This is a genomic window from Pseudomonas sp. NFACC56-3, assembly GCF_900100025.1.
Classification (GTDB): Bacteria; Pseudomonadota; Gammaproteobacteria; order Pseudomonadales; family Pseudomonadaceae; genus Aquipseudomonas; species Aquipseudomonas fluorescens_AA.
In genome coordinates, this window is sequence record NZ_FMTK01000024.1 from 1 (window position 1) to 21,786 (window position 21,786).

At 57.0% G+C, this 21,786-nt stretch carries 33 protein-coding genes; 32 read left to right on the top strand and 1 reads right to left on the bottom strand.

Translation table 11 applies throughout. From position 1 onward, the window contains the following. The 31 genes from tuf to bfr all read left to right on the top strand — a co-directional run. The coding region (tuf, locus tag BLO80_RS24620) for an elongation factor Tu (RefSeq protein WP_092340993.1) at positions 1-1,058 on the top strand (1,058 nt) is incomplete at its 5' end. Positions 1,059-1,213: 155 nt separating this feature from the next. Further along, positions 1,214-1,525 carry a 30S ribosomal protein S10 gene (gene rpsJ, locus BLO80_RS24625; protein WP_003186070.1) on the top strand — a complete coding sequence of 104 codons (312 nt, stop codon included), beginning with the start codon at positions 1,214-1,216 and terminating at the stop codon, positions 1,523-1,525. A gap of 80 nt (positions 1,526-1,605) precedes the next feature. Further along, positions 1,606-2,241 carry a 50S ribosomal protein L3 gene (rplC, locus tag BLO80_RS24630; RefSeq protein ID WP_003186059.1) on the top strand — a complete coding sequence of 212 codons (636 nt, stop codon included), beginning with the start codon at positions 1,606-1,608 and terminating at the stop codon, positions 2,239-2,241. 12 nt (positions 2,242-2,253) lie between these two features. Further along, positions 2,254-2,856 (top strand): 50S ribosomal protein L4, encoded by a 603-nt coding sequence (gene rplD, locus BLO80_RS24635; protein ID WP_003186057.1) that lies wholly within the window; start codon positions 2,254-2,256, stop codon positions 2,854-2,856. Further along, a complete protein-coding gene (gene rplW, locus BLO80_RS24640) occupies positions 2,853-3,152 on the top strand; it encodes a 50S ribosomal protein L23 (protein WP_002555488.1) in 300 nt (99 codons plus the stop codon). Before rplD ends, rplW begins: the two co-directional genes overlap by 4 nt. Before the next feature lie 14 nt (positions 3,153-3,166). Beyond that, positions 3,167-3,991 carry a 50S ribosomal protein L2 gene (gene rplB, locus BLO80_RS24645; RefSeq protein WP_003186055.1) on the top strand — a complete coding sequence of 275 codons (825 nt, stop codon included), beginning with the start codon at positions 3,167-3,169 and terminating at the stop codon, positions 3,989-3,991. A gap of 16 nt (positions 3,992-4,007) precedes the next feature. Then, positions 4,008-4,283 carry a 30S ribosomal protein S19 gene (gene rpsS / locus BLO80_RS24650; RefSeq protein ID WP_002555486.1) on the top strand — a complete coding sequence of 92 codons (276 nt, stop codon included), beginning with the start codon at positions 4,008-4,010 and terminating at the stop codon, positions 4,281-4,283. An 11-nt stretch (positions 4,284-4,294) separates the two neighbouring features. Continuing rightward, positions 4,295-4,627: a 50S ribosomal protein L22 gene (rplV, locus tag BLO80_RS24655; protein WP_003103908.1), complete on the top strand. Its 333-nt coding sequence runs from the start codon at positions 4,295-4,297 to the stop codon at positions 4,625-4,627. A gap of 13 nt (positions 4,628-4,640) precedes the next feature. Further along, the gene (rpsC, locus tag BLO80_RS24660; protein WP_003176422.1) at positions 4,641-5,327 is read left to right on the top strand and encodes a 30S ribosomal protein S3; all 687 of its coding nucleotides are present in this window, start codon (positions 4,641-4,643) and stop codon (positions 5,325-5,327) included. 12 nt (positions 5,328-5,339) lie between these two features. Beyond that, entirely contained in the window at positions 5,340-5,753 is a 414-nt protein-coding gene (gene rplP, locus BLO80_RS24665; RefSeq protein ID WP_025215754.1) for a 50S ribosomal protein L16, read from the top strand. Continuing rightward, positions 5,753-5,944 (top strand): 50S ribosomal protein L29, encoded by a 192-nt coding sequence (rpmC, locus tag BLO80_RS24670; protein WP_002555481.1) that lies wholly within the window; start codon positions 5,753-5,755, stop codon positions 5,942-5,944. Before rplP ends, rpmC begins: the two co-directional genes overlap by 1 nt. A gap of 2 nt (positions 5,945-5,946) precedes the next feature. Then, entirely contained in the window at positions 5,947-6,213 is a 267-nt protein-coding gene (rpsQ, locus tag BLO80_RS24675; protein WP_003194644.1) for a 30S ribosomal protein S17, read from the top strand. 23 nt (positions 6,214-6,236) lie between these two features. Further along, a complete protein-coding gene (rplN, locus tag BLO80_RS24680; protein ID WP_002555479.1) occupies positions 6,237-6,605 on the top strand; it encodes a 50S ribosomal protein L14 in 369 nt (122 codons plus the stop codon). A gap of 11 nt (positions 6,606-6,616) precedes the next feature. Next, a complete protein-coding gene (rplX, locus tag BLO80_RS24685) occupies positions 6,617-6,931 on the top strand; it encodes a 50S ribosomal protein L24 (RefSeq protein WP_003186046.1) in 315 nt (104 codons plus the stop codon). A 20-nt stretch (positions 6,932-6,951) separates the two neighbouring features. Next, positions 6,952-7,491, top strand: a complete 540-nt coding sequence (gene rplE / locus BLO80_RS24690; RefSeq protein ID WP_003186044.1) for a 50S ribosomal protein L5 — start codon at positions 6,952-6,954, stop codon at positions 7,489-7,491. Positions 7,492-7,504: 13 nt separating this feature from the next. Beyond that, positions 7,505-7,810 (top strand): 30S ribosomal protein S14, encoded by a 306-nt coding sequence (gene rpsN / locus BLO80_RS24695; RefSeq protein WP_003186042.1) that lies wholly within the window; start codon positions 7,505-7,507, stop codon positions 7,808-7,810. A 210-nt stretch (positions 7,811-8,020) separates the two neighbouring features. After that, entirely contained in the window at positions 8,021-8,413 is a 393-nt protein-coding gene (gene rpsH / locus BLO80_RS24700; RefSeq protein WP_017848802.1) for a 30S ribosomal protein S8, read from the top strand. A gap of 12 nt (positions 8,414-8,425) precedes the next feature. Continuing rightward, entirely contained in the window at positions 8,426-8,959 is a 534-nt protein-coding gene (rplF, locus tag BLO80_RS24705) for a 50S ribosomal protein L6 (RefSeq protein ID WP_003186039.1), read from the top strand. A gap of 10 nt (positions 8,960-8,969) precedes the next feature. After that, positions 8,970-9,320, top strand: a complete 351-nt coding sequence (rplR, locus tag BLO80_RS24710; RefSeq protein ID WP_003186037.1) for a 50S ribosomal protein L18 — start codon at positions 8,970-8,972, stop codon at positions 9,318-9,320. Positions 9,321-9,323: 3 nt separating this feature from the next. After that, entirely contained in the window at positions 9,324-9,824 is a 501-nt protein-coding gene (gene rpsE / locus BLO80_RS24715) for a 30S ribosomal protein S5 (protein WP_003186035.1), read from the top strand. 2 nt (positions 9,825-9,826) lie between these two features. Beyond that, a complete protein-coding gene (gene rpmD / locus BLO80_RS24720; RefSeq protein WP_003176408.1) occupies positions 9,827-10,003 on the top strand; it encodes a 50S ribosomal protein L30 in 177 nt (58 codons plus the stop codon). A 3-nt stretch (positions 10,004-10,006) separates the two neighbouring features. Beyond that, on the top strand, positions 10,007-10,444 hold the full coding sequence (rplO, locus tag BLO80_RS24725; protein WP_003186032.1) for a 50S ribosomal protein L15: 438 nt from the start codon (positions 10,007-10,009) through the stop codon (positions 10,442-10,444). Continuing rightward, complete coding sequence (secY, locus tag BLO80_RS24730; protein ID WP_003186029.1) at positions 10,445-11,773, top strand: preprotein translocase subunit SecY; 1,329 nt, start codon at positions 10,445-10,447, stop codon at positions 11,771-11,773. 30 nt (positions 11,774-11,803) lie between these two features. Further along, the gene (rpmJ, locus tag BLO80_RS24735) at positions 11,804-11,920 is read left to right on the top strand and encodes a 50S ribosomal protein L36 (protein WP_002555468.1); all 117 of its coding nucleotides are present in this window, start codon (positions 11,804-11,806) and stop codon (positions 11,918-11,920) included. Positions 11,921-12,050: 130 nt separating this feature from the next. Further along, positions 12,051-12,407 carry a 30S ribosomal protein S13 gene (rpsM, locus tag BLO80_RS24740; RefSeq protein WP_003186020.1) on the top strand — a complete coding sequence of 119 codons (357 nt, stop codon included), beginning with the start codon at positions 12,051-12,053 and terminating at the stop codon, positions 12,405-12,407. Positions 12,408-12,437: 30 nt separating this feature from the next. Further along, positions 12,438-12,827, top strand: coding sequence for a 30S ribosomal protein S11 (gene rpsK / locus BLO80_RS24745; RefSeq protein ID WP_002555466.1), 390 nt, complete (start codon positions 12,438-12,440; stop codon positions 12,825-12,827). 18 nt (positions 12,828-12,845) lie between these two features. Next, positions 12,846-13,466, top strand: a complete 621-nt coding sequence (rpsD, locus tag BLO80_RS24750) for a 30S ribosomal protein S4 (protein ID WP_003176404.1) — start codon at positions 12,846-12,848, stop codon at positions 13,464-13,466. Positions 13,467-13,488: 22 nt separating this feature from the next. Beyond that, a complete protein-coding gene (rpoA, locus tag BLO80_RS24755) occupies positions 13,489-14,490 on the top strand; it encodes a DNA-directed RNA polymerase subunit alpha (RefSeq protein WP_003186012.1) in 1,002 nt (333 codons plus the stop codon). Between the two features lie 42 nt (positions 14,491-14,532). Beyond that, the gene (rplQ, locus tag BLO80_RS24760; protein WP_003186009.1) at positions 14,533-14,919 is read left to right on the top strand and encodes a 50S ribosomal protein L17; all 387 of its coding nucleotides are present in this window, start codon (positions 14,533-14,535) and stop codon (positions 14,917-14,919) included. A gap of 222 nt (positions 14,920-15,141) precedes the next feature. Continuing rightward, positions 15,142-16,590 (top strand): catalase, encoded by a 1,449-nt coding sequence (locus tag BLO80_RS24765; protein WP_092332252.1) that lies wholly within the window; start codon positions 15,142-15,144, stop codon positions 16,588-16,590. A gap of 157 nt (positions 16,591-16,747) precedes the next feature. Next, positions 16,748-17,212 (top strand): bacterioferritin, encoded by a 465-nt coding sequence (bfr, locus tag BLO80_RS24770; protein ID WP_003186005.1) that lies wholly within the window; start codon positions 16,748-16,750, stop codon positions 17,210-17,212. A 162-nt stretch (positions 17,213-17,374) separates the two neighbouring features. On the opposite strand, the gene uvrA is transcribed toward bfr, so the two are convergent. Continuing rightward, entirely contained in the window at positions 17,375-20,209 is a 2,835-nt protein-coding gene (gene uvrA / locus BLO80_RS24775) for an excinuclease ABC subunit UvrA (protein WP_092204459.1), read from the bottom strand. A 179-nt stretch (positions 20,210-20,388) separates the two neighbouring features. Between uvrA and BLO80_RS24780 the strand changes: the two genes are divergently transcribed. Next, positions 20,389-21,786, top strand: a complete 1,398-nt coding sequence (locus BLO80_RS24780) for an MFS transporter (protein WP_092204460.1) — start codon at positions 20,389-20,391, stop codon at positions 21,784-21,786.

The following is a 21,786-nucleotide window of genomic DNA, read 5'->3' on the forward strand; positions in this document are numbered from 1 at the left end:
ACTTCGACAAGATCGACAGCGCCCCGGAAGAGAAAGCTCGCGGTATCACCATCAACACCGCTCACGTTGAATACGATTCGGCCGTGCGTCACTACGCACACGTTGACTGCCCAGGTCACGCCGACTACGTAAAAAACATGATCACCGGTGCTGCCCAGATGGACGGCGCGATCCTGGTTTGCTCGGCCGCTGATGGTCCGATGCCACAAACCCGTGAGCACATCCTGCTGTCCCGTCAGGTAGGCGTTCCGTACATCGTTGTCTTCCTGAACAAGGCTGACATGGTTGACGACGCTGAGCTGCTGGAACTGGTTGAGATGGAAGTGCGCGACCTGCTGAGCACTTACGACTTCCCAGGTGATGACACTCCAATCATCATCGGTTCGGCTCTGATGGCTCTGAACGGCCAAGACGACAACGAAATGGGCACCACTGCCGTCAAGAAGCTGGTGGAAACTCTGGACAGCTACATCCCAGAGCCAGAGCGTGCTATCGACAAGCCGTTCCTGATGCCAATCGAAGACGTATTCTCGATCTCCGGTCGCGGTACTGTTGTGACTGGTCGTGTTGAGCGTGGCATCGTCCGCATCCAGGAAGAAGTTGAGATCGTCGGTCTGCGCGACACTCAGAAAACTACCTGCACCGGCGTTGAAATGTTCCGCAAGCTGCTCGACGAAGGTCGTGCTGGCGAGAACTGCGGCGTACTGCTGCGCGGCACCAAGCGTGACGACGTTGAGCGTGGCCAGGTTCTGGTCAAGCCAGGTACCGTCAAGCCGCACACCAAGTTCACCGCAGAAGTTTACGTTCTGAGCAAGGAAGAAGGCGGCCGTCATACTCCGTTCTTCAAAGGCTACCGTCCACAGTTCTACTTCCGTACAACTGACGTGACTGGTAACTGCGAGCTGCCAGAAGGCGTTGAAATGGTAATGCCAGGTGACAACATTCAGATGACTGTTACCCTGATCAAGACCATCGCGATGGAAGACGGCCTGCGTTTCGCTATCCGTGAAGGCGGTCGTACCGTCGGCGCCGGCGTCGTAGCCAAAGTCATCGAGTAAGTCTCTTTTAGAGTCAGCTTGATGAGTTGAAAAGCCCCCGCTTAGCGGGGGCTTTTTTATTGGGTTGACACCTATCAGGGGCGTCTATAGAATTGCGCCTCCTTTTAACGGGCGTATTGCGCCCGGTGGGAATAGCAGCCGGAGTCTGAAATCCAATGCAAAATCAGCAAATCCGTATCAGGTTGAAGGCTTTTGACCATCGCCTGATCGACCAATCCACCCAGGAAATCGTGGAAACCGCGAAACGTACTGGTGCTCAAGTGCGTGGTCCAATTCCACTGCCTACCCGTAAAGAGCGGTTCACCGTTCTGGTCTCCCCGCACGTCAACAAAGACGCGCGTGACCAGTACGAGATCCGTACTCATAAGCGCGTTCTGGACATCGTCCAGCCAACGGATAAAACCGTTGATGCTCTTATGAAGCTCGATCTTGCGGCCGGTGTGGAAGTGCAGATCAGCCTCGGCTAAGACTCGGTCTTAGTCGTGTAACGCTCTGAAATGGGCGGCCATAGCGGGTGAAAGCCCCGTACACTCATGAGGTTTACAACATGACTATTGGTGTAGTCGGTCGTAAATGCGGTATGACCCGTATTTTCACCGAAGAAGGTGTCTCCATTCCGGTCACGGTCATTGAGATCGAGCCGAATCGCGTCACCCAGTTCAAAACTGAAGAGACCGATGGCTATCGTGCAGTGCAAGTCACTGTCGGCGAGCGTCGTGCTTCGCGTGTAACAGCAGCTCAGGCTGGCCACTTCGCCAAGGCGAACGTTGCCGCTGGTCGTACCGTAATGGAATTCCGTCTTGAAGAAGGCGAGTACCAGGCCGGCGATCTGATCAACGCTGAAATCTTCGCCGCTGGCCAACTGGTTGATGTAACCGGTCAGTCCAAGGGTAAAGGCTTCCAGGGTACGATCAAGCGTTGGAACTTCCGCGGGCAAGATAACACCCACGGTAACTCCGTATCCCACCGCGTTCCAGGCTCTATCGGCCAGTGCCAGACTCCTGGTCGTGTATTCAAGGGCAAAAAAATGTCCGGTCATATGGGCGCTGAGCGCGTGACCGTGCAGTCCCTCGAAGTAGTGCGCGTGGACGCTGAACGCAATCTGTTGTTGGTCAAGGGCGCTGTTCCTGGCGCTACTGGCGGCAACTTGGTTGTACGTCCAGCAGCCAAGGCTCGCGGTTAAGGGGAAGCTGACATGCAATTAAATGTAAATGACGCTCAAGCGATCGAAGTTTCCGAACTGACATTTGGCGGCGAATTCAACGAGACGCTGGTTCACCAAGCAGTCGTGGCCTACATGGCCGGCGGCCGTCAAGGTAGCAAGCAGCAGAAGACCCGTTCCGACGTTTCCGGTGGCGGCAAGCGCCCATGGCGTCAGAAAGGTACTGGCCGTGCTCGTGCCGGTACTATCCGTAGCCCAATCTGGCGTGGCGGCGGTACCACTTTCGCAGCTCGTCCTCAGGATCACTCCCAGAAGCTGAACAAGAAGATGTATCGCGCAGCAATGCGTTCCATCCTTGCTGAGCTGGTGCGTACTGATCGTCTGGTCGTGGTTCAGGACTTCGCTGTTGAAGCACCGAAAACCAAAGATCTGCTGAACAAGCTGAACGGCATGGGCCTGACTGACGTCCTGATCGTGTCTGACGCTGTTGATCAGAACCTGTACCTGGCTGCTCGCAACCTGCCACACGTCGACGTTCGTGACGTGCAGGGTTCCGATCCGGTCAGTCTGATCGCATACGACAAGGTGTTGATCACCGTGTCGGCCGTGAAGAAATTCGAGGAGCTGCTGGGATGAACCAGGAACGCGTATTTAAAGTTCTGCTTGGCCCGCACGTTTCCGAGAAGGCTACGGTTCTGGCAGACAAGAAAGGCCAGTTCGTTTTCAAGGTTGCTACCGACGCAACCAAGCTGGAAATCAAGAAGGCCGTCGAAAGCCTGTTCAGCGTGAAAGTAGAGCGCGTGACTACCCTGAACGTTCTGGGTAAAAGCAAGCGCACTGCTCGCGGTCTGGGCAAGCGTAATGACTGGAAGAAGGCAGTTATCTCCCTTCAGCCAGGCCAAGATCTCGATTTCAGCAGCAGTGCTGAGTAAGGAAGGGGTGCATCATGGCAATCGTTAAATGCAAACCGACTTCCCCTGGCCGCCGTTTTGTGGTCAAGGTGGTCAACCAGGAGCTGCATAAAGGCGCTCCTCACGCACCGCTGCTCGAGAAAAAATCGAAGTCTGGTGGTCGTAACAACAATGGCCGTATTACCACTCGTCACATCGGTGGTGGTCATAAGCAGCATTATCGTCTGGTCGACTTCCGTCGCAACGACAAGGATGGCATCGCTGCCACCGTCGAGCGTATCGAATACGATCCAAACCGTACTGCTCACATCGCTCTGCTGCTGTACGCAGATGGCGAGCGTCGCTACATCATCGCCCCTAAAGGCGTGAGTGCTGGCGACCAGCTGATCGCAGGTGCCCTGGCACCGATCAAGCCGGGCAACGCTCTGCAACTGCGTAACATTCCAGTTGGTAGCACCGTACACGGCATCGAATTGAAGCCAGGTAAAGGCGCACAGATCGCTCGTTCCGCTGGTGCTTCGGCTCAGCTGATCGCTCGTGAAGGTGTCTACGTGACCCTGCGTCTGCGTTCTGGTGAGATGCGTAAAGTACTGGCTGAATGCCGTGCGACCCTGGGCGAAGTCTCGAACTCCGAGCACAGCCTGCGTTCGTTGGGTAAAGCTGGTGCCAAGCGCTGGCGTGGCGTTCGCCCAACCGTTCGTGGTGTTGCCATGAACCCGGTTGACCACCCACATGGTGGTGGTGAAGGTCGTACCTCTGGTGGTCGTCATCCGGTATCGCCATGGGGCTTCCCGACTAAGGGCGCGAAGACTCGTGGTAATAAGCGTACCGACAAAATGATCGTCCGTCGTCGCAAGTAAATAGAGGGATACGACAGTGCCACGTTCTCTGAAAAAAGGTCCTTTTATTGATCTTCACCTACTGAAGAAGATCGAAGTGGCGGCGGAAAAGAACGATCGCAAACCAGTTAAGACCTGGTCGCGTCGTTCGATGATCCTGCCACAAATGGTCGGTCTGACCATCGCAGTACACAACGGTCGCCAACACGTCCCAGTTCTCGTGAACGAAGACATGGTCGGCCACAAACTGGGCGAGTTCGCCGGTACCCGCACATACCGTGGGCACGTGGCTGACAAGAAAGCCAAGCGTTAAGGGGTAAGGAAATGGAAGTAGCCGCTAAGTTGTCGGGCGCTCGAATCTCCGCCCAGAAAGCCCGCTTGGTCGCCGACCAGATCCGCGGGAAGAAGGTGGGCGAAGCGCTCAACCTGTTGGCTTTCAGCAGTAAGAAAGCCGCCGAGATCATGAAGAAAGTGCTGGAGTCGGCCGTAGCCAACGCCGAGCATAACGAAGGCGCAGACGTTGATGACCTGAAGGTCAGCACCGTTTTCGTCAACGAAGGGCGTTCGCTGAAGCGCATCATGCCACGTGCCAAAGGCCGTGCTGATCGCATCGTCAAGCGGTCTTGCCATATCACTGTCAAGGTTGCTGACAAGTAACGGAGTCGAAGAGATGGGTCAGAAAGTACATCCCATTGGCATTCGCCTGGGAATCGTCAAGGAGCACACCTCCGTCTGGTACGCAGACGGTCGGACTTATGCGGACTACTTGTTCGCTGATCTGAAGGTGCGTGAGTATCTCCAAGACAAACTAAAAAGCGCGTCCGTAAGCCGTATCGATATCCATCGTCCGGCGCAGACTGCACGTATCACCATCCACACCGCTCGTCCAGGTATCGTTATCGGGAAGAAAGGTGAAGATGTTGAGAAACTGCGTCAGGACCTGACCAAGCAAATGGGTGTGCCTGTGCACATCAATATCGAAGAGATCCGCAAGCCGGAGCTCGACGGTATGCTGGTTGCGCAGAGCGTAGCTCAGCAGCTGGAGCGTCGCGTCATGTTCCGTCGCGCTATGAAGCGCGCTGTACAGAACGCCATGCGCATTGGTGCCAAGGGCATCAAAATCCAAGTGAGCGGTCGTCTCGGCGGTGCTGAAATCGCACGTACTGAATGGTATCGCGAAGGTCGTGTGCCACTGCACACCCTGCGTGCCGACATCGACTATGCCAACTACGAAGCTCACACCACCTACGGTGTGATCGGTGTAAAGGTTTGGATCTTCAAAGGCGAAGTAATTGGTGGTCGCCAAGAAGAACTGAAGCCACAAGCACCAGCGCCTCGTAAAAAAGCTGCTAAGTAAGGGGTACGCCAAATGTTGCAACCAAAGCGTACGAAGTTCCGCAAGCAAATGACCGGTCACAACCGTGGCCTGGCATTGCGCGGTAGCAAAGTCAGCTTCGGCGAGTTCGCGCTGAAGTCTGTTGCTCGTGGTCGTCTCACCGCTCGTCAGATCGAGTCAGCGCGTCGTGCTCTGACCCGTCACGTAAAACGTGGCGGCAAGATCTGGATCCGTGTATTCCCGGACAAGCCTATTTCCAAGAAGCCACTCGAAGTTCGGATGGGTAAAGGTAAGGGTAACGTCGAATACTGGGTTGCCCAGATTCAGCCAGGCAAAGTCCTGTATGAAATCGAGGGTGTAACTGAAGAGCTGGCGCGTGAGGCTTTTGCCCTGGCTGCTGCAAAGCTGCCGCTCGCCACCGCCTTTGTTAAACGGACGGTGATGTGATGAAAGCGAATGAACTTCGTGAAAAATCAGCACAGCAGCTGAACGAGCAACTGCTCGGCCTGCTGCGCGACCAGTTCAATCTGCGCATGCAGAAAGCAACTGGCCAGTTGGGGCAGTCTCATCTGCTCTCGCAAGTTAAGCGTGATATCGCTCGCGTGAAAACTGTGCTCAACCAGCAGGCAGGTAAGTAATCATGGCTGAAGCCGAAAAAACTGTCCGTACGCTGACTGGCCGTGTTGTCAGCGACAAGATGGACAAAACCATCACCGTTCTGATCGAGCGTCGCGTTAAGCACCCGATCTACGGTAAATACGTTAAGCGTTCGACTAAGCTGCACGCGCACGACGAAACCAATCAGTGCCACATCGGCGACAAAGTCACTATTCGTGAAACTCGTCCGATGGCCAAGACCAAGTCTTGGGCGCTGGTTGATGTTCTCGAACGCGCTGTGGAAGTCTAAGGGCTAGGGGTCGGAGAAATTATATGATTCAGACTCAATCCATGCTCGATGTGGCCGATAACAGCGGCGCTCGCCGTGTTATGTGCATCAAGGTGCTGGGTGGCTCCCATCGTCGTTACGCTGGTATCGGTGACATCATCAAGGTTACCGTCAAGGAAGCAATTCCTCGCGGTAAGGTGAAGAAAGGCCAAGTGATGACTGCTGTCGTAGTCCGCACTCGCCATGGCGTTCGTCGTGCTGACGGCTCCATCATCCGCTTTGATGGCAACGCTGCTGTTCTGTTGAACAACAAGCAAGAGCCGATCGGCACCCGTATCTTTGGGCCAGTGACCCGTGAACTTCGTACTGAGAAGTTCATGAAGATCGTCTCGCTCGCCCCAGAAGTGCTGTAAGGAGATCCGACATGCAAAAGATTCGTCGTGACGACGAGATCATCGTGATCGCCGGCAAAGACAAAGGTAAGCGCGGTAAGGTGCTGAAGGTTCTTGCTGACAACCGTCTGGTTGTTGGTGGTCTGAACCTGGTCAAGCGTCATACCAAGCCTAACCCGATGTCGGGCGTACAGGGCGGTATCGTCGAGAAAGAAGCGCCACTGCACGCTTCCAACGTCGCCATCTTCAACGGCGAAACCAACAAGGCTGACCGCGTTGGTTTCAAAGTAGAAGACGGTAAGAAAATTCGTGTCTTCAAGTCGACCCAAAAAGCGGTTGATGCTTGAACACTGCTAGGTAGAAGACCATGGCACGACTAAAAGAGATTTACCGGAAGGAAATCGCACCGAAACTTAAGGAAGAACTTAAGCTTTCGAACGTGATGGAAGTTCCGCGCGTTACCAAAATCACCCTGAACATGGGTCTGGGCGAAGCGATCGGCGACAAAAAAGTCATCGAGCACGCTGTTGCTGACCTGGAAAAGATCACCGGTCAGAAAGTCGTCGTGACTTACGCTCGGAAATCCATCGCTGGCTTTAAAGTCCGTGAAGGTTGGCCGATCGGCGTCAAAGTGACCCTGCGCCGTGAGCGTATGTACGAGTTCCTGGATCGTCTGCTGTCGATCTCCCTGCCTCGGGTTCGCGACTTCCGCGGCCTGAATGCCAAGTCCTTCGATGGTCGTGGCAACTACAGCATGGGTGTTAAAGAGCAGATCATTTTCCCGGAAATCGATTACGACAAGATCGACGCTCTCCGCGGTCTGGACATTACCCTGACCACCACTGCTCGGACGGATGACGAAGGTCGCGCACTGCTGCGCGCTTTCAAATTCCCGTTCCGCAACTGATTGGAGTAGGAAAATGGCCAAGAAGAGCATGAAAAACCGTGAGCTGAAGCGTCAGCTCACCGTTGCCAAGTACGCCACCAAGCGTGCAGCGCTGAAAGCTATCATCGTTGATCTGAACGCAAGTCCAGAAGCGCGTTGGGAAGCTACCGTAGCCCTGCAGAAGCAGCCACGTGATGCAAGCGCCTCGCGCATGCGTAACCGCTGCCGCCTGACTGGTCGTCCGCACGGCGTGTACCGCAAGTTCGGCCTCGGCCGTAACATGCTGCGTCAAGCTGCAATGCGTGGTGACGTTCCAGGTCTGGTTAAAGCCAGCTGGTAAGCACTGTCAAAGTCTCGGCGTTCGGGATCGCAAGATCCTGACCGTCGGTGACCTTGAACTTGAATCAAGCCCCTATTGGGGCTTGATTCATTTGTGGGGTGTGTCTAGAATACCCGGCTCGCCTGAGCCCGTGTTTTTATTGCGCGGATGCGCTCGGCGACACGTACTAGCCGAAAGGCTAATTTTTTGTGTATTAGGAGCGTCTAGCCCATGAGTATGCAGGACCCGTTAGCGGACATGCTAACTCGTATCCGTAATGCCCAGATGGCTGAAAAGTCCGTCGTAAGCATGCCATCTTCTACGTTGAAGGTAGCTGTTGCCAAAGTCCTGAAGGACGAAGGTTACATTGCGGGTTATCAGATCAGCAGCGAAATCAAGCCTCTGCTGTCCATCGAGCTGAAGTACTTCGAAGGCCGTCCGGTCATCGAGGAAGTGAAGCGCGTTAGCCGTCCTGGCCTGCGTCAGTACAAGTCCGTCGAGGATCTGCCAAAAGTTCGTGGCGGCCTGGGCGTGTCTATCGTCTCCACCAACAAGGGTGTGATGACGGATCGTGCTGCGCGCGCTGCCGGTGTCGGCGGCGAAGTTCTTTGCACTGTGTTCTAAGGGGGGATAAGCATGTCACGCGTCGCTAAGAACCCCGTTAAGCTGCCAGCCGGTGTCGAAGTCAAATTCGCAGGCCAACAGCTTTCGGTGAAGGGTGCCAAGGGCACTCTGCAACTGAACATCCATTCGTCCGTTGAGATCGTTGAAGAAGCTGGTGAGCTGCGTTTCGCTGCTCGCAATGGCGATCAACAGACTCGCGCAATGGCTGGTACCACTCGTGCGTTGGTAAACAACATGGTCCAAGGCGTAAGCCAAGGCTTCGAGCGCAAGCTCCAGCTGGTCGGTGTTGGTTACAAGGCGCAAGCAAAAGGCACAGTGCTGAACCTGGCTCTTGGCTTCTCGCATCCAGTGGATTATGAACTGCCGGAAGGCATCACCGCTGAGACTCCTAGCCAGACCGATATCCTGATCAAGGGCATCGACAAGCAGCTGGTAGGTCAAGTGGCCGCCGAGATCCGCGACTTCCGTCCACCAGAGCCGTACAAAGGCAAAGGTGTGCGCTACGCGGACGAAGTCGTCCGTCGTAAAGAAGCCAAGAAGAAGTAGGGCATAGCAAATGACCGACAAAAAAGTTACTCGACTGCGTCGCGCTCGCAAAGCACGCCTGAAAATGCACGAACTCGAAGTCGTGCGTCTCTGCGTGTTCCGCTCGTCGCAGCACATCTACGCCCAGGTCATTTCGGCCGACGGCAACAAAGTCCTGGCAAGTGCCTCGACTTTGGATAAAGAACTGCGTGATGGCGCCACTGGCAACATCGACGCGGCCACTAAGGTTGGCCAGCTGGTCGCTACGCGTGCTAAAGCCGCTGGCGTCTCGCAGGTGGCTTTCGACCGCTCTGGCTTCAAGTACCACGGCCGCGTCAAGGCGCTGGCTGATGCTGCTCGTGAAGCTGGGCTGGAGTTCTAAGTTATGTCAAATAACGACCAAAAGCGCGACGAAGGCTACATCGAGAAGCTGGTTCAAGTTAACCGCGTAGCCAAAACCGTTAAAGGCGGCCGTATCTTCACTTTCACTGCGTTGACCGTAGTGGGTGATGGTAAAGGCCGTGTTGGCTTCGGCCGTGGCAAGTCGCGTGAAGTGCCTGCTGCGATCCAGAAGGCAATGGAAGCTGCTCGCCGCAACATGATCCAGGTTGATCTGAACGGCACCACTCTGCAGTACGCAATGAAGTCCGCCCATGGCGCTTCGAAGGTGTACATGCAGCCTGCTTCTGAAGGTACCGGTATCATCGCTGGCGGCGCTATGCGTGCTGTCCTCGAAGTTGCTGGCGTTCAGAACGTTCTGGCCAAGTGCTACGGCTCGACTAACCCGGTAAACGTGGTTCACGCCACTTTCAAGGGTTTGAAAGCAATGCAGTCTCCTGAATCCATTGCCGCCAAGCGTGGCAAAAGCGTCAAGGAGATCTTCTGATCATGGCTACCGTAAAAGTAACGCTGATCAAAAGCATGACCGGCCGCATCCCTAACCACAAACTGTGCGTTAAGGGTCTGGGTCTGCGTCGCATCGGTCACACTGTAGAAGTCCAGGATACTCCCGAGAATCGCGGGATGATCAACAAGGCTTACTACATGCTGCGTGTCGAGGGTTAATCGATGAAACTCAATGATCTGAGTCCAGCGCCGGGTTCCCGTCGCGAAAAGCATCGTCCGGGCCGTGGTATCGGTAGTGGTTTGGGCAAGACCGGTGGCCGTGGCCACAAAGGTCAGACCTCCCGCTCCGGTGGCACCATTGCTCCAGGCTTTGAAGGCGGTCAACAGCCGCTGCATCGTCGCCTGCCGAAGTTCGGTTTCGTTTCCCTGAAAGCCATGGACCGCGCAGAAGTGCGTCTGTCCGAGCTGGCCAAAGTGGACGGCGACATCGTCACCGTGCAGTCCCTGAAGGATGCCAACGTGATCAACCAGAACGTACAGCGTGTGAAAATCATGCTGTCGGGCGAAGTTGCTCGTGCTGTCACCATCGGAAAGGGAATCGGCGCCACCAAAGGTGCGCGTGCGGCTATCGAAGCAGCTGGCGGCAAGTTCGAGGAATAAATGGCTAAGCAAGGTGCTCTCTCTGCGCTCGGCAAAGGCGGTATGTCTGAACTCTGGGCTCGTCTGCGTTTTCTGTTCCTGGCGATTATCGTCTACCGAATAGGCGCACACATCCCGGTTCCAGGTATCAACCCGGACCGACTCGCGGACCTGTTTCGACAGAATGAGGGGACCATTCTTAGCTTGTTCAACATGTTTTCCGGCGGTGCGCTGGAGCGGATGAGTATCTTTGCACTGGGGATCATGCCGTACATTTCGGCATCGATCATCATGCAACTGATGAGCGCCGTCAGCCCGCAGCTGGAACAGTTGAAGAAGGAAGGTGAAGCTGGCCGTCGCAAGATCAGCCAGTACACCCGCTACGGCACTGTCGTCCTCGCTCTCGTTCAGGCCATTGGCATGTCCATTGGCTTGGCGGGGCAGGGCGTTTCGTTCACTGCTGACTTCAGCTTTCATTTCGTTGCGGTAACCACGTTTGTGGCGGGCGCGATGTTCATGATGTGGCTGGGTGAGCAGATTACTGAGCGTGGTGTTGGCAACGGTATCTCGATGTTGATCTTCGCAGGTATCGTCGCCGGTCTTCCGAGAGCGATCGGGCAGTCTTTCGAGTCTGCGCGTCAGGGTGATATCAACATTTTCGCCCTGGTTGCCATCGGTTTGTTGGCAGTAGCGATTATCGGTTTCGTGGTGTTCATCGAGCGTGGTCAGCGGCGAATCGCTGTTCACTACGCCAAGCGTCAGCAGGGCCGCAAGGTGTTTGCTGCGCAGACCAGCCACTTGCCGTTGAAGGTGAACATGGCCGGCGTTATTCCGGCTATTTTCGCGAGCAGCATCCTGCTGTTCCCGGCTTCGTTGGGTGCCTGGTTCGGCCAGTCTGAAGGTATGGGCTGGTTGCAGGACATCTCGCAGTCGATCGCTCCTGGTCAGCCGTTGAATATTCTGCTGTTTAGTGCAGGGATTATTTTCTTCTGCTTCTTCTATACGGCGTTGATGTTCAATCCGAAAGACGTAGCGGAAAACCTGAAGAAGTCCGGTGCCTTTATTCCGGGTATCCGTCCAGGTGAGCAGTCTGCGCGCTACATTGATGGCGTTCTGACTCGCTTGACCATGTTCGGTGCTCTTTACATGACGGCCGTCTGTCTGTTGCCCCAGTTCCTGGTGGTTGCGGCAAACGTACCGTTCTACCTTGGCGGGACCTCGTTGCTGATCGTGGTCGTGGTTGTGATGGACTTCATGTCCCAAGTACAATCGCACCTCGTTTCGCACCAGTACGAATCCCTGATGAAGAAAGCCAACCTGAAGGGCTACGGCAGCGGCATGTTGCGCTGAGTAGCGTCCATAAGGTTCGAGGAGTTGGTGATGAAAGTTCGTGCATCGGTGAAAAAGCTGTGCCGCAACTGCAAGATTATTCGCCGCGAAGGTGTTGTTCGGGTAATTTGCAGCGCGGAACCGCGTCACAAACAGCGCCAAGGCTGAGTGTGATTGTGCTTTAAGCCCGGCAGCTAGTGCGCTGCCGGGTTGATTATTTGTTATTACAGCGATATTATCTCGCGCCCTATTTCTTGGCTTCCGGGGCGTAGGTAGCTGTCAATTGGAGTCCCACTGAATGGCCCGTATTGCAGGCGTCAACATTCCAGATAACAAGCATACTGTTATCTCGCTGACCTACATCTATGGTGTTGGTCGCACTACTGCACAGAAAATTTGTGCAGTGACTGGGGTCAACCCAGCGGCAAAGATCAAAGATCTGAGCGACGAGCAGATTGAACAGCTGCGTGGCGAAGTGGCGAAGTTCACCACTGAAGGTGACCTGCGTCGCGAAATCAACATGAAAATCAAGCGCTTGATGGACCTCGGTTGCTATCGCGGTCTGCGTCATCGTCGTGGTCTGCCAGTACGCGGTCAGCGTACCAAGACCAACGCGCGTACCCGTAAAGGTCCGCGTAAGCCGATCCGCAAGTAATCGCCCCAGCGAATCGACAGGAATTTAATCATGGCAAAACCTGCTGCTCGTCCTCGTAAAAAAGTTAAAAAGACAGTGGTTGATGGCATCGCCCACATCCATGCTTCTTTTAACAACACCATCGTGACCATTACCGACCGTCAAGGTAACGCTCTTTCCTGGGCTACCTCCGGTGGTTCGGGTTTCCGCGGTTCCCGCAAGTCCACCCCGTTCGCTGCTCAAGTAGCTGCTGAGCGTGCTGGTCAAGCTGCGCTGGAATACGGCCTGAAAAACCTCGACGTCAACGTCAAGGGTCCAGGTCCAGGTCGTGAATCCGCAGTCCGCGCTTTGAACGGCTGTGGCTACAAGATCGCCAGCATCACCGACGTGACGCCAATCCCGCACAACGGGTGCCGTCCGCCGAAGAAGCGCCGCGTGTAATCCAGGAGATTGTAAAGAATGGCTCGTTACATTGGTCCAAAATGCAAACTCGCTCGTCGCGAAGGCACCGATCTTTTTCTGAAGAGCGGCGTGCGCGCGATCGAATCGAAGTGCAACATTGAAGCAGCACCTGGTATCCACGGCCAACGCCGCGGTCGCCAGTCCGATTACGGCACCCAACTGCGTGAAAAGCAGAAGGTCCGTCGTATCTACGGCGTTCTCGAGCGTCAATTCAGCGGCTACTACAAAGAAGCAGCTGGCAAGAAAGGCGCAACCGGCGAAAACCTGTTGCAACTGCTCGAATGCCGTCTGGACAACGTTGTATACCGTATGGGTTTCGGTTCTACTCGTGCCGAATCCCGTCAGCTGGTATCGCACAAGTCGATCAGCGTTAACGGTCAGACCGTAAACGTTCCGTCCTACCAGGTTCGTGCTGGTGACGTGGTTGCTGTTCGCGAGAAAGCAAAGAACCAACTTCGCATTGTCCAAGCTCTCGATCTGTGTGCCCAACGTGGCCGCGTAGAATGGGTAGAAGTAGACACTGAGAAGAAGTCGGGCGTTTTCAAGAACGTTCCTGCTCGCAGTGATCTGTCCGCCGACATCAACGAAAGCCTGATTGTCGAGCTCTACTCCAAGTAAGGGCTAGAAAATAGGTGCATCCATGCAGATTTCGGTAAATGAGTTCCTGACACCCCGCCATATTGATGTGCAGGTTGTCAGTCCAACCCGCGCCAAGATCACACTCGAGCCTCTCGAGCGTGGTTTCGGCCACACCCTGGGCAACGCGCTGCGCCGCATCCTGTTGTCCTCAATGCCCGGCTGTGCAGTAGTCGAGGCCGAGATTGACGGTGTGCTCCACGAGTACAGCGCCATCGAAGGTGTACAGGAAGACGTAATTGAAATCCTGTTGAACCTGAAAGGTCTGGCTATCAAGCTGCACGGTCGTGACGAAGTTACGCTGACCTTGTCGAAGAAGGGTTCGGGGGTGGTTACCGCTGCCGATATTCAGCTGGATCATGATGTCGAGATCGTTAACCCCGATCACGTAATCGCTAACCTGGCGTCTAACGGCGCCCTGAACATGAAGCTCACCGTAGCTCGTGGTCGTGGTTATGAACCGGCAGACTCGCGTCAGAGCGATGAAGACGAAAGCCGCAGCATCGGTCGCTTGCAGCTTGACTCTTCGTTCAGCCCAGTTCGCCGTATCGCATACGTGGTGGAAAACGCCCGTGTCGAACAGCGTACCAACCTGGACAAGCTGGTTATTGATCTGGAAACCAACGGTACCCTGGATCCTGAAGAGGCTATCCGCCGTGCTGCAACCATCCTGCAACAGCAGTTGGCTGCGTTCGTCGACCTCAAGGGTGACAGTGAGCCAGTGGTTGTCGAGCAGGAAGACGAGATCGATCCGATCCTGCTTCGCCCGGTTGACGATCTGGAACTGACTGTACGTTCGGCTAACTGCCTTAAGGCGGAAAACATCTACTACATCGGCGACCTGATTCAGCGTACCGAAGTAGAGCTGTTGAAGACTCCGAACCTTGGCAAGAAATCCTTGACTGAAATCAAGGACGTTCTGGCCTCCCGCGGTCTGTCCCTCGGCATGCGCCTCGACAACTGGCCGCCTGCAAGTCTTAAGAAGGACGACAAGGCGACTGCCTGATCGTCGTAATCACCGAACGTTGTGTTTGGTAAGGAATGAACCATGCGTCATCGTAAAAGTGGTCGTCACCTGAGCCGCACCAGCTCGCACCGCAAGGCCATGTTCCAAAACATGGCGGTGTCGCTGTTCGAGCACGAGCTGATCAAAACTACACTGCCGAAAGCCAAAGAACTGCGTCGCGTTGCTGAGCCGCTGATCACTCTGGCCAAGACAGATAGCCTGGCTAACCGCCGTCTGGCTTTCGACCGTACTCGTTCGAAAGCTATCGTTGGTAAGCTCTTCAACGACCTGGGCAAGCGTTACGCTACCCGTGAGGGTGGCTACCTGCGCATCCTCAAGTGCGGTTTCCGCGCTGGCGACAACGCGCCTATGGCGTACGTCGAGTTGGTTGATCGTGCTACCAGCGGTGAAGCTGTATCCGCTGAGTAAGTCGGCAACAAACGAAAAACCGGGCCTTGTGCCCGGTTTTTTGTTGCCTGCTAAAAGTGCCAAGACCGTTTCGCCTGGTTTGGCTATCGGCAAGTCTTCAGAATTAGATAATGACTATCGATGTCCATGATTTAATGAATTTGGATACTGTCACTAACATGATCAATACTCCTTTCCAGCCGATTAGCCGGCAGTTTGAAGACCGACCTAGGAAGATTGAGCATGAGCCAGATCAAAACGCTTACGACCGCCAGCGGCGCTCCTGTCGCCGATAACCAGAACTCTCGTTCCGCCGGCCCGCGAGGCCCGCTGCTGCTCGACGATTTTCACCTGATCGAAAAGCTTGCTCACTTCAACCGCGAGAACATTCCCGAGCGTCGCGTGCACGCCAAAGGGTCGGGGGCCTACGGCACCTTTACCGTCACCCAGGACATCACCCAGTACACCAGCGCCAAGTTGTTCGAGTCGATCGGCAAGCAGACACCCACCTTCCTGCGGTTCTCCACCGTGGGTGGCGAGCGTGGTTCGGCCGACACTGAACGCGATCCGCGGGGTTTCGCCCTGAAGTTCTACACCGAGGAAGGTAACTGGGACATCGTTGGCAACAACACGCCGGTCTTCTTCATCCGTGATCCGCTGAAATTTCCGGATTTTATCCACACCCAGAAGCGTCTGCCGCAAAGCAACCTGAAAAGTGCCCAGGCGATGTGGGATTTCTGGTCGCATTCGCCTGAGGCGCTGCACCAGGTCACCATCCTGTTTTCCGACCGCGGCATTCCGGATGGCTACCGCCACATGCACGGCTTCGGCAGCCACACCTACAGCCTGATCAACGCGCAGGGTGAGCGGCACTGGGTGAAGTGGCACTACAAGACCCTGCAAGGCATCAAGAACCTCGCGCCGGCAGACGCGGCACGCCTGGCGGGTACCGACCCGGATTATGCCCAGCGCGACCTGTTCGAGGCCATTGAGCGCGGTGACTTCCCGAAATGGCGTGTCTGCATCCAGATCATGAGCGAGGCCCAGGCCGCGGCCCATTACGAGAATCCGTTCGACGTGACCAAGACCTGGTCGCAGAAAGAGTTTCCATTGATCGAAGTGGGTGTGCTCGAGCTCAACCGCAACCCGCTGAATTACTTCGCTGAAGTCGAGCAGGCGGCGTTTGGCCCGAGCAACATGGTGCCAGGGGTTGGTCTCTCGCCGGATCGCATGCTGCAGGGCCGTGTCTTCGCCTACGCCGATGCGCACCGCTACCGTGTGGGCACCAATCACCAGCAATTGCCGGTGAATGCGCCACGTAGCCCGGTCAACACTTACCAGCGCGACGGTGCCATGGCGTTTGGCAGCAATGGCGGGGCGGCACCGAACTACGAGCCTAACAGCTATGTGGAGGCACCGAAGCAGGCGCCGCGTTATGCGGAGCCGGCCCTGGCCCTCAGTGGCGCGGCGGATCGTTACGATCATCGCGAAGACACGGACTACTACAGCCACGCCGGTGCGTTGTTCCGGTTGATGAGCGACGAGCAGAAAGCGTTGCTGATCAGCAATATCGCCGGCGCGATGGCCAGTGTATCGGCGGATGTCGTTGACCGGCAGCTCCAGCATTTCTTCAGGGCGGACGCCGCTTATGGAGAAGGTATCGCAAAGGCGTTGGGCGTACAGCTTAACTAAGTCTAAACGAGAAGCAGAACCGCCCTCATTTGGGCGGTTTTTGCGTTATTTAGCCCGGTTTTCTCGGATTTTCTTCGCTTTTATTGCGATGAACGAGTGACCTCTCCGTCAGGTTGGTTCAAACTAGAGCCTTCAAAGCTTGTGGAGATGTAGGGCGATGCAAGGTCACCCAGATGTAATCGATTACCTCAACACGTTGCTGACAGGCGAACTGGCAGCCCGTGATCAATATTTCATCCACTCGCGGATGTACGAGGACTGGGGTTTCACCGAGCTCTACGAACGTATCAACCATGAGATGGAAGAAGAAGCGCAGCACGCCGATGCATTGATGCGTCGGATCCTGATGCTCGAAGGCACGCCGCGGATGCGTCCGGATGACTTGGATGTCGGGACCACCGTGCCCGATATGTTGGCCGCTGATCTGCGCCTGGAATACAAAGTCCGCGCCGCGCTGTGCAAAGGCATCGAGCTCTGCGAGCAGCACAACGACTATGTGACCCGCGAGATCCTGCGTATCCAACTCAACGACACTGAAGAAGACCATACCTACTGGCTCGAGAAGCAGTTGGGTCTGATCAAGTTGATTGGCTTGGAAAACTACCTGCAATCACAGTTCTGATCGCGATAGGTGTGGGAGCGAGCTTGCTCGCGATTGCGGTTAAATCGTCGCATAAATGCAAACTGACACCCCGCTATCGCGAGCAAGCTCGCTCCCACAGAAGAAAAGCAAAAAGCCCCTGCCATCGATGAGATGACAGGGGCTTTTTCGTGCCCGGGTAAATCAGTCCCGGTCACGCTCCAGCAGCGGCTTGAGGTAGTAACCGGTGTAGGACTGCTTCATTTCGGCCACTTGTTCAGGCGTGCCCACGGCAATGATCTGGCCGCCCTTGGAGCCGCCTTCCGGCCCCAGGTCCACCAGCCAGTCAGCCGTCTTGATCACGTCCAGGTTGTGTTCGATCACTACCACGGTGTTGCCGTGATCGCGAAGGCGATGCAGTACGTCGAGCAATTGCTGGATATCGGCGAAGTGCAGGCCGGTGGTCGGCTCGTCGAGGATATACAGGGTCTTGCCGGTGTCGCGCTTGGACAGCTCGCGAGACAACTTGACCCGCTGGGCTTCACCGCCGGACAGGGTCGTTGCCGACTGCCCCAGCTTGATGTACGACAGGCCCACATCCATCAGCGTCTGGAGCTTGCGCGCCAGGGCCGGCACCGCATCGAAGAACGCCCGCGCTTCCTCGATGGTCATCTCGAGGGTTTCGTGGATGTTTTTGCCCTTGTACTTGATCTCCAGGGTTTCACGGTTGTAGCGCTTGCTCTTGCACACATCGCACGGCACGTAGATGTCGGGCAGGAAGTGCATTTCCACCTTGATCAGGCCATCGCCCTGGCAGGCCTCGCAGCGCCCGCCCTTGACGTTGAACGAGAAGCGCCCCGGGCCGTAGCCTCGGGAGCGTGACTCCGGCACGCCGGCGAACAGCTCGCGGATCGGCGTGAACAACCCGGTGTAGGTCGCCGGGTTGGAGCGCGGCGTGCGGCCGATCGGGCTCTGGTCGATGTCGACCACCTTGTCCAGGTGCTCCAGGCCCTTGATGCTGTCGTGAGCGGCCGCTTCCAGGGTGGTGGCGCCATTCAGGGCCGTGGCGCTGAGGGGGAACAGGGTGTTGTTGATCAGCGTCGACTTGCCGGAGCCGGATACGCCAGTCACGCAGGTCAGCAGGCCGATCGGGATTTCCAGGTCGACGTTGCGCAGGTTGTTGCCACGGGCACCCTTGAGGGTCAGGGACAACTTCTTGTTGCGCGGCGTGCGTTTGGCCGGAACCTTGATCTTCACCCGGCCCGACAGGTATTTGCCCGTCAGCGAGTCAGGGTGCGCCATGACTTCTGCAGCGGTGCCCTGGGCAACGATATGCCCGCCATGCACGCCCGCGCCCGGGCCGATGTCCACCACGTAGTCCGCCAGGCGGATGGCGTCCTCGTCGTGCTCGACCACGATCACCGTGTTGCCGATGTCCCGCAGGTGTTTCAGGGTCCCGAGCAACCGGTCGTTGTCCCGCTGGTGCAGGCCGATGGACGGTTCGTCGAGGATGTACATCACCCCCACCAGGCCGGCGCCGATCTGGCTGGCGAGACGGATACGCTGGGCTTCGCCACCGGACAAGGTGTCTGCGCTGCGATCGAGGGTCAGGTAGTCCAGGCCGACGTTCACCAGGAACTGCAGGCGTTCGCGGATTTCCTTGAGGATCTTGTCGGCGATCTCGCCACGACGACCGGTGAGCTTCAGGCCGCCGAAGTAATCGGTGGCGTCGCCAATCGGCAGGTTGGTCACCGCCGGCAGCGTCTTCTCGCCGACCCACACATGCCGCGCTTCCCGACGTAGACGGGTGCCACGGCAATCGGGGCAGGGCTGGGTGCTGAGGAACTTGGCCAGTTCTTCGCGCACGCTGGCCGATTCGGTCTCGCGGTAGCGTCGCTCCAGGTTCGGCACGATGCCTTCGAACGGGTGGGAGCGCTTGACGATGTCGCCACGGTCGTTGAGGTATTTGAAGTCGACATTCTGCGAGCCGCTGCCGTGCAGGATGAATTTCTGCTGGTCGGCGGGCAACTCGTTGAACGGCTTGTCCAGGCTGAACTTGTAGTGGGCCGCCAGCGAACCGAGCATCTGGAAGTAATAGACGTTGCGCCGGTCCCAGCCGCGAATCGCCCCTTCGGCCAGGGTCAGCTCGCCGTTGACCAGGCGCTTGGTGTCGAAGAACTGCTTGACCCCCAGGCCGTCGCACGTCGGGCAGGCGCCAGCCGGGTTGTTGAAGGAGAACAGCTTGGGTTCCAGCTCGCTGATGGCATGGCCGCAGATTGGGCAGGCGAAGCGTGCGGAGAAAATGATCTCCTCGCCGGGCTCGTCGTCCATCGGTGCGACCAGGGCGATGCCGTCGGCCAGTTTCAGCGCGGTCTCGAAGGACTCGGCCAATCGCTGCTGCAAGTCGGCACGGACCTTGAAACGGTCGACCACCACATCGATCGAGTGCTTCTTCTGTTTATCCAGCTTCGGCAGTTCGTCCAGCTCGCACAGCTTGCCGTTGACCCGGGCCCGCACGAAGCCTTGGGCGCGCAGTTCTTCGAACACCATCAGGTGTTCGCCCTTGCGCTCGCGAACCACCGGGGCCAGCAGCATCAGCTTGCTGCCTTCGGGCTGGGCTAGCACCAGGTCGACCATCTGGCTGACGGTCTGGGCTTCCAGGGGAATGTCGTGGTCGGGGCAGCGGGGAATGCCGACCCGCGCATACAGCAAGCGCAGGTAGTCGTAGATCTCGGTGATGGTGCCGACCGTCGACCGGGGGTTATGGGAGGTCGACTTCTGTTCGATGGAAATGGCTGGCGACAGGCCTTCGATGGTGTCGACGTCGGGTTTTTCCATCATCGACAGGAACTGCCGGGCATAGGCCGACAGCGATTCGACATAGCGTCGCTGGCCTTCGGCGTACAACGTGTCGAAGGCCAGGGATGATTTGCCGGATCCGGACAGGCCGGTGATGACGATCAGCTTGTCCCGTGGCAGGGTCAGGTCGATATTCTTCAGGTTGTGGGTACGGGCCCCACGAATCAGGATCTTGTCCAAAGTGGCCTCGCTCGGCGGGCGTCGAAAACGTAGGAGTATACGGGCAAATACTGGATGGATGCACACTATTGAAGGCGCGATTGCAGCCATACATGAAGACTGCGCGGCAAACGGTCGCCATATACCCTCTCAATCGATGGGACTGGTAGAATCGCCGCCGGTTCACATGAGGTTTTTCCATGCAAGATCCCCACAGCGAACGCATGAGTCGTGGCGAGACACGCGCAGCAGGCGGTCTGGCCCTGGTGTTCGCCTTCCGTATGCTGGGCATGTTCATGGTGTTGCCGGTGCTGGCGACCTATGGCATGGACCTGGCAGGCGCCACCCCGGCCCTCATCGGCTTGGCGATTGGTGCCTATGGCCTGACCCAGGCGATCTTCCAGATCCCGTTCGGGATCATTTCCGACCGCATCGGCCGGCGTCCGGTTATCTACCTGGGGCTGATCGTCTTCGCCCTCGGCAGTGTGCTGGCGGCCAATGCCGACTCGATCTGGGGCGTGATCGCCGGACGTATCCTGCAGGGGGCCGGGGCCATTTCCGCGGCCGTCATGGCGCTGCTGTCGGACTTGACCCGCGAACAGCACCGGACCAAGGCCATGGCCATGATCGGCATGACCATCGGTCTGTCGTTCGCCGTGGCCATGGTGGTCGGTCCCTTGCTGACCCGGGCCTTTGGCTTGTCGGGCCTGTTCCTGGCGACCGGTGCCATGGCCCTGGTGGGGATCCTGATCGTGGCGTTCATGGTGCCGCGCGCCACCGGGCCGTTGCAGCACCGGGAATCCGGGGTGGCGCGCCAGGCATTGATCCCGACGCTCAAGCACCCGGACCTGTTGCGCCTGGACCTGGGCATTTTCGTGCTCCACGCCATGTTGATGTCCAGCTTCGTGGCCTTGCCGCTGGCCCTGGTCGAGAAGGCCGGCCTGCCCAAGGAACAGCACTGGTGGGTCTACCTGACCGCGTTGCTGATCTCGTTCTTCGCCATGATCCCGTTCATCATCTATGGCGAAAAACGACGCAAAATGAAACGAGTTTTGCTCGGCGCCGTCGTGACGCTGATGCTCACTGAGCTATTCTTCTGGCAGTTCGGCGATAGCTTGCGGGCCCTGGTGATCGGTACGGTGGTGTTCTTCACCGCGTTCAATCTGCTGGAAGCCTCGCTGCCGTCGCTGATCAGCAAGGTTTCGCCGGCGGGCGGCAAGGGCACGGCGATGGGGGTCTACTCCACCAGCCAGTTCCTGGGTTCGGCGTTGGGCGGGATCCTCGGCGGCTGGCTGTTCCAGCATGGCGGTTTGTCGGTTGTGTTCCTGGGATGCGCCGCGCTGGCTGCACTTTGGTTAGCCTTTGCTGTTACCATGCGCGAACCTCCCTATGTGACGAGCCTGCGCTTGCCCTTATCGCCCGAGGCGATTCGTGAGGCTGGCCTGACCGAGCGTCTGAAGGCCGTCGTTGGAGTAACCGATGCAGTGGTGGTCGCCGACGAGGCGGCCGTGTATATCAAACTCGACACCGAATTATTGGATCGCGCGACGCTCGAGCGCCTGGTGAACAACCCGGCCCCGACCACGTGCGAAGCCTAG

Bases quoted from the DNA above. Each gene is read 5' to 3' on its own strand.
- rplP (WP_025215754.1), top strand. From the start codon at position 5,340: ATGTTGCAACCAAAGCGTACGAAGTTCCGCAAGCAAATGACCGGTCAC.
- rplD (WP_003186057.1), top strand. From the start codon at position 2,254: ATGCAATTAAATGTAAATGACGCTCAAGCGATCGAAGTTTCCGAACTG.
- rplV (WP_003103908.1), top strand. From the start codon at position 4,295: ATGGAAGTAGCCGCTAAGTTGTCGGGCGCTCGAATCTCCGCCCAGAAA.
- rpsN (WP_003186042.1), top strand. From the start codon at position 7,505: ATGGCCAAGAAGAGCATGAAAAACCGTGAGCTGAAGCGTCAGCTCACC.
- rplB (WP_003186055.1), top strand. From the start codon at position 3,167: ATGGCAATCGTTAAATGCAAACCGACTTCCCCTGGCCGCCGTTTTGTG.
- BLO80_RS24765 (WP_092332252.1), top strand. From the start codon at position 15,142: ATGAGCCAGATCAAAACGCTTACGACCGCCAGCGGCGCTCCTGTCGCC.
- rplF (WP_003186039.1), top strand. From the start codon at position 8,426: ATGTCACGCGTCGCTAAGAACCCCGTTAAGCTGCCAGCCGGTGTCGAA.
- rplR (WP_003186037.1), top strand. From the start codon at position 8,970: ATGACCGACAAAAAAGTTACTCGACTGCGTCGCGCTCGCAAAGCACGC.
- rplW (WP_002555488.1), top strand. From the start codon at position 2,853: ATGAACCAGGAACGCGTATTTAAAGTTCTGCTTGGCCCGCACGTTTCC.
- rpsC (WP_003176422.1), top strand. From the start codon at position 4,641: ATGGGTCAGAAAGTACATCCCATTGGCATTCGCCTGGGAATCGTCAAG.
- BLO80_RS24780 (WP_092204460.1), top strand. From the start codon at position 20,389: ATGCAAGATCCCCACAGCGAACGCATGAGTCGTGGCGAGACACGCGCA.
- rpsJ (WP_003186070.1), top strand. From the start codon at position 1,214: ATGCAAAATCAGCAAATCCGTATCAGGTTGAAGGCTTTTGACCATCGC.
- rpsE (WP_003186035.1), top strand. From the start codon at position 9,324: ATGTCAAATAACGACCAAAAGCGCGACGAAGGCTACATCGAGAAGCTG.
- rpsK (WP_002555466.1), top strand. From the start codon at position 12,438: ATGGCAAAACCTGCTGCTCGTCCTCGTAAAAAAGTTAAAAAGACAGTG.
- secY (WP_003186029.1), top strand. From the start codon at position 10,445: ATGGCTAAGCAAGGTGCTCTCTCTGCGCTCGGCAAAGGCGGTATGTCT.
- rpsD (WP_003176404.1), top strand. From the start codon at position 12,846: ATGGCTCGTTACATTGGTCCAAAATGCAAACTCGCTCGTCGCGAAGGC.
- rpsM (WP_003186020.1), top strand. From the start codon at position 12,051: ATGGCCCGTATTGCAGGCGTCAACATTCCAGATAACAAGCATACTGTT.
- rplC (WP_003186059.1), top strand. From the start codon at position 1,606: ATGACTATTGGTGTAGTCGGTCGTAAATGCGGTATGACCCGTATTTTC.
- rpoA (WP_003186012.1), top strand. From the start codon at position 13,489: ATGCAGATTTCGGTAAATGAGTTCCTGACACCCCGCCATATTGATGTG.
- rpmD (WP_003176408.1), top strand. From the start codon at position 9,827: ATGGCTACCGTAAAAGTAACGCTGATCAAAAGCATGACCGGCCGCATC.
- rplO (WP_003186032.1), top strand. From the start codon at position 10,007: ATGAAACTCAATGATCTGAGTCCAGCGCCGGGTTCCCGTCGCGAAAAG.
- rpsH (WP_017848802.1), top strand. From the start codon at position 8,021: ATGAGTATGCAGGACCCGTTAGCGGACATGCTAACTCGTATCCGTAAT.
- rpsQ (WP_003194644.1), top strand. From the start codon at position 5,947: ATGGCTGAAGCCGAAAAAACTGTCCGTACGCTGACTGGCCGTGTTGTC.
- rpmC (WP_002555481.1), top strand. From the start codon at position 5,753: ATGAAAGCGAATGAACTTCGTGAAAAATCAGCACAGCAGCTGAACGAG.
- rplE (WP_003186044.1), top strand. From the start codon at position 6,952: ATGGCACGACTAAAAGAGATTTACCGGAAGGAAATCGCACCGAAACTT.
- bfr (WP_003186005.1), top strand. From the start codon at position 16,748: ATGCAAGGTCACCCAGATGTAATCGATTACCTCAACACGTTGCTGACA.
- rpmJ (WP_002555468.1), top strand. From the start codon at position 11,804: ATGAAAGTTCGTGCATCGGTGAAAAAGCTGTGCCGCAACTGCAAGATT.
- rplX (WP_003186046.1), top strand. From the start codon at position 6,617: ATGCAAAAGATTCGTCGTGACGACGAGATCATCGTGATCGCCGGCAAA.
- rplQ (WP_003186009.1), top strand. From the start codon at position 14,533: ATGCGTCATCGTAAAAGTGGTCGTCACCTGAGCCGCACCAGCTCGCAC.
- rplN (WP_002555479.1), top strand. From the start codon at position 6,237: ATGATTCAGACTCAATCCATGCTCGATGTGGCCGATAACAGCGGCGCT.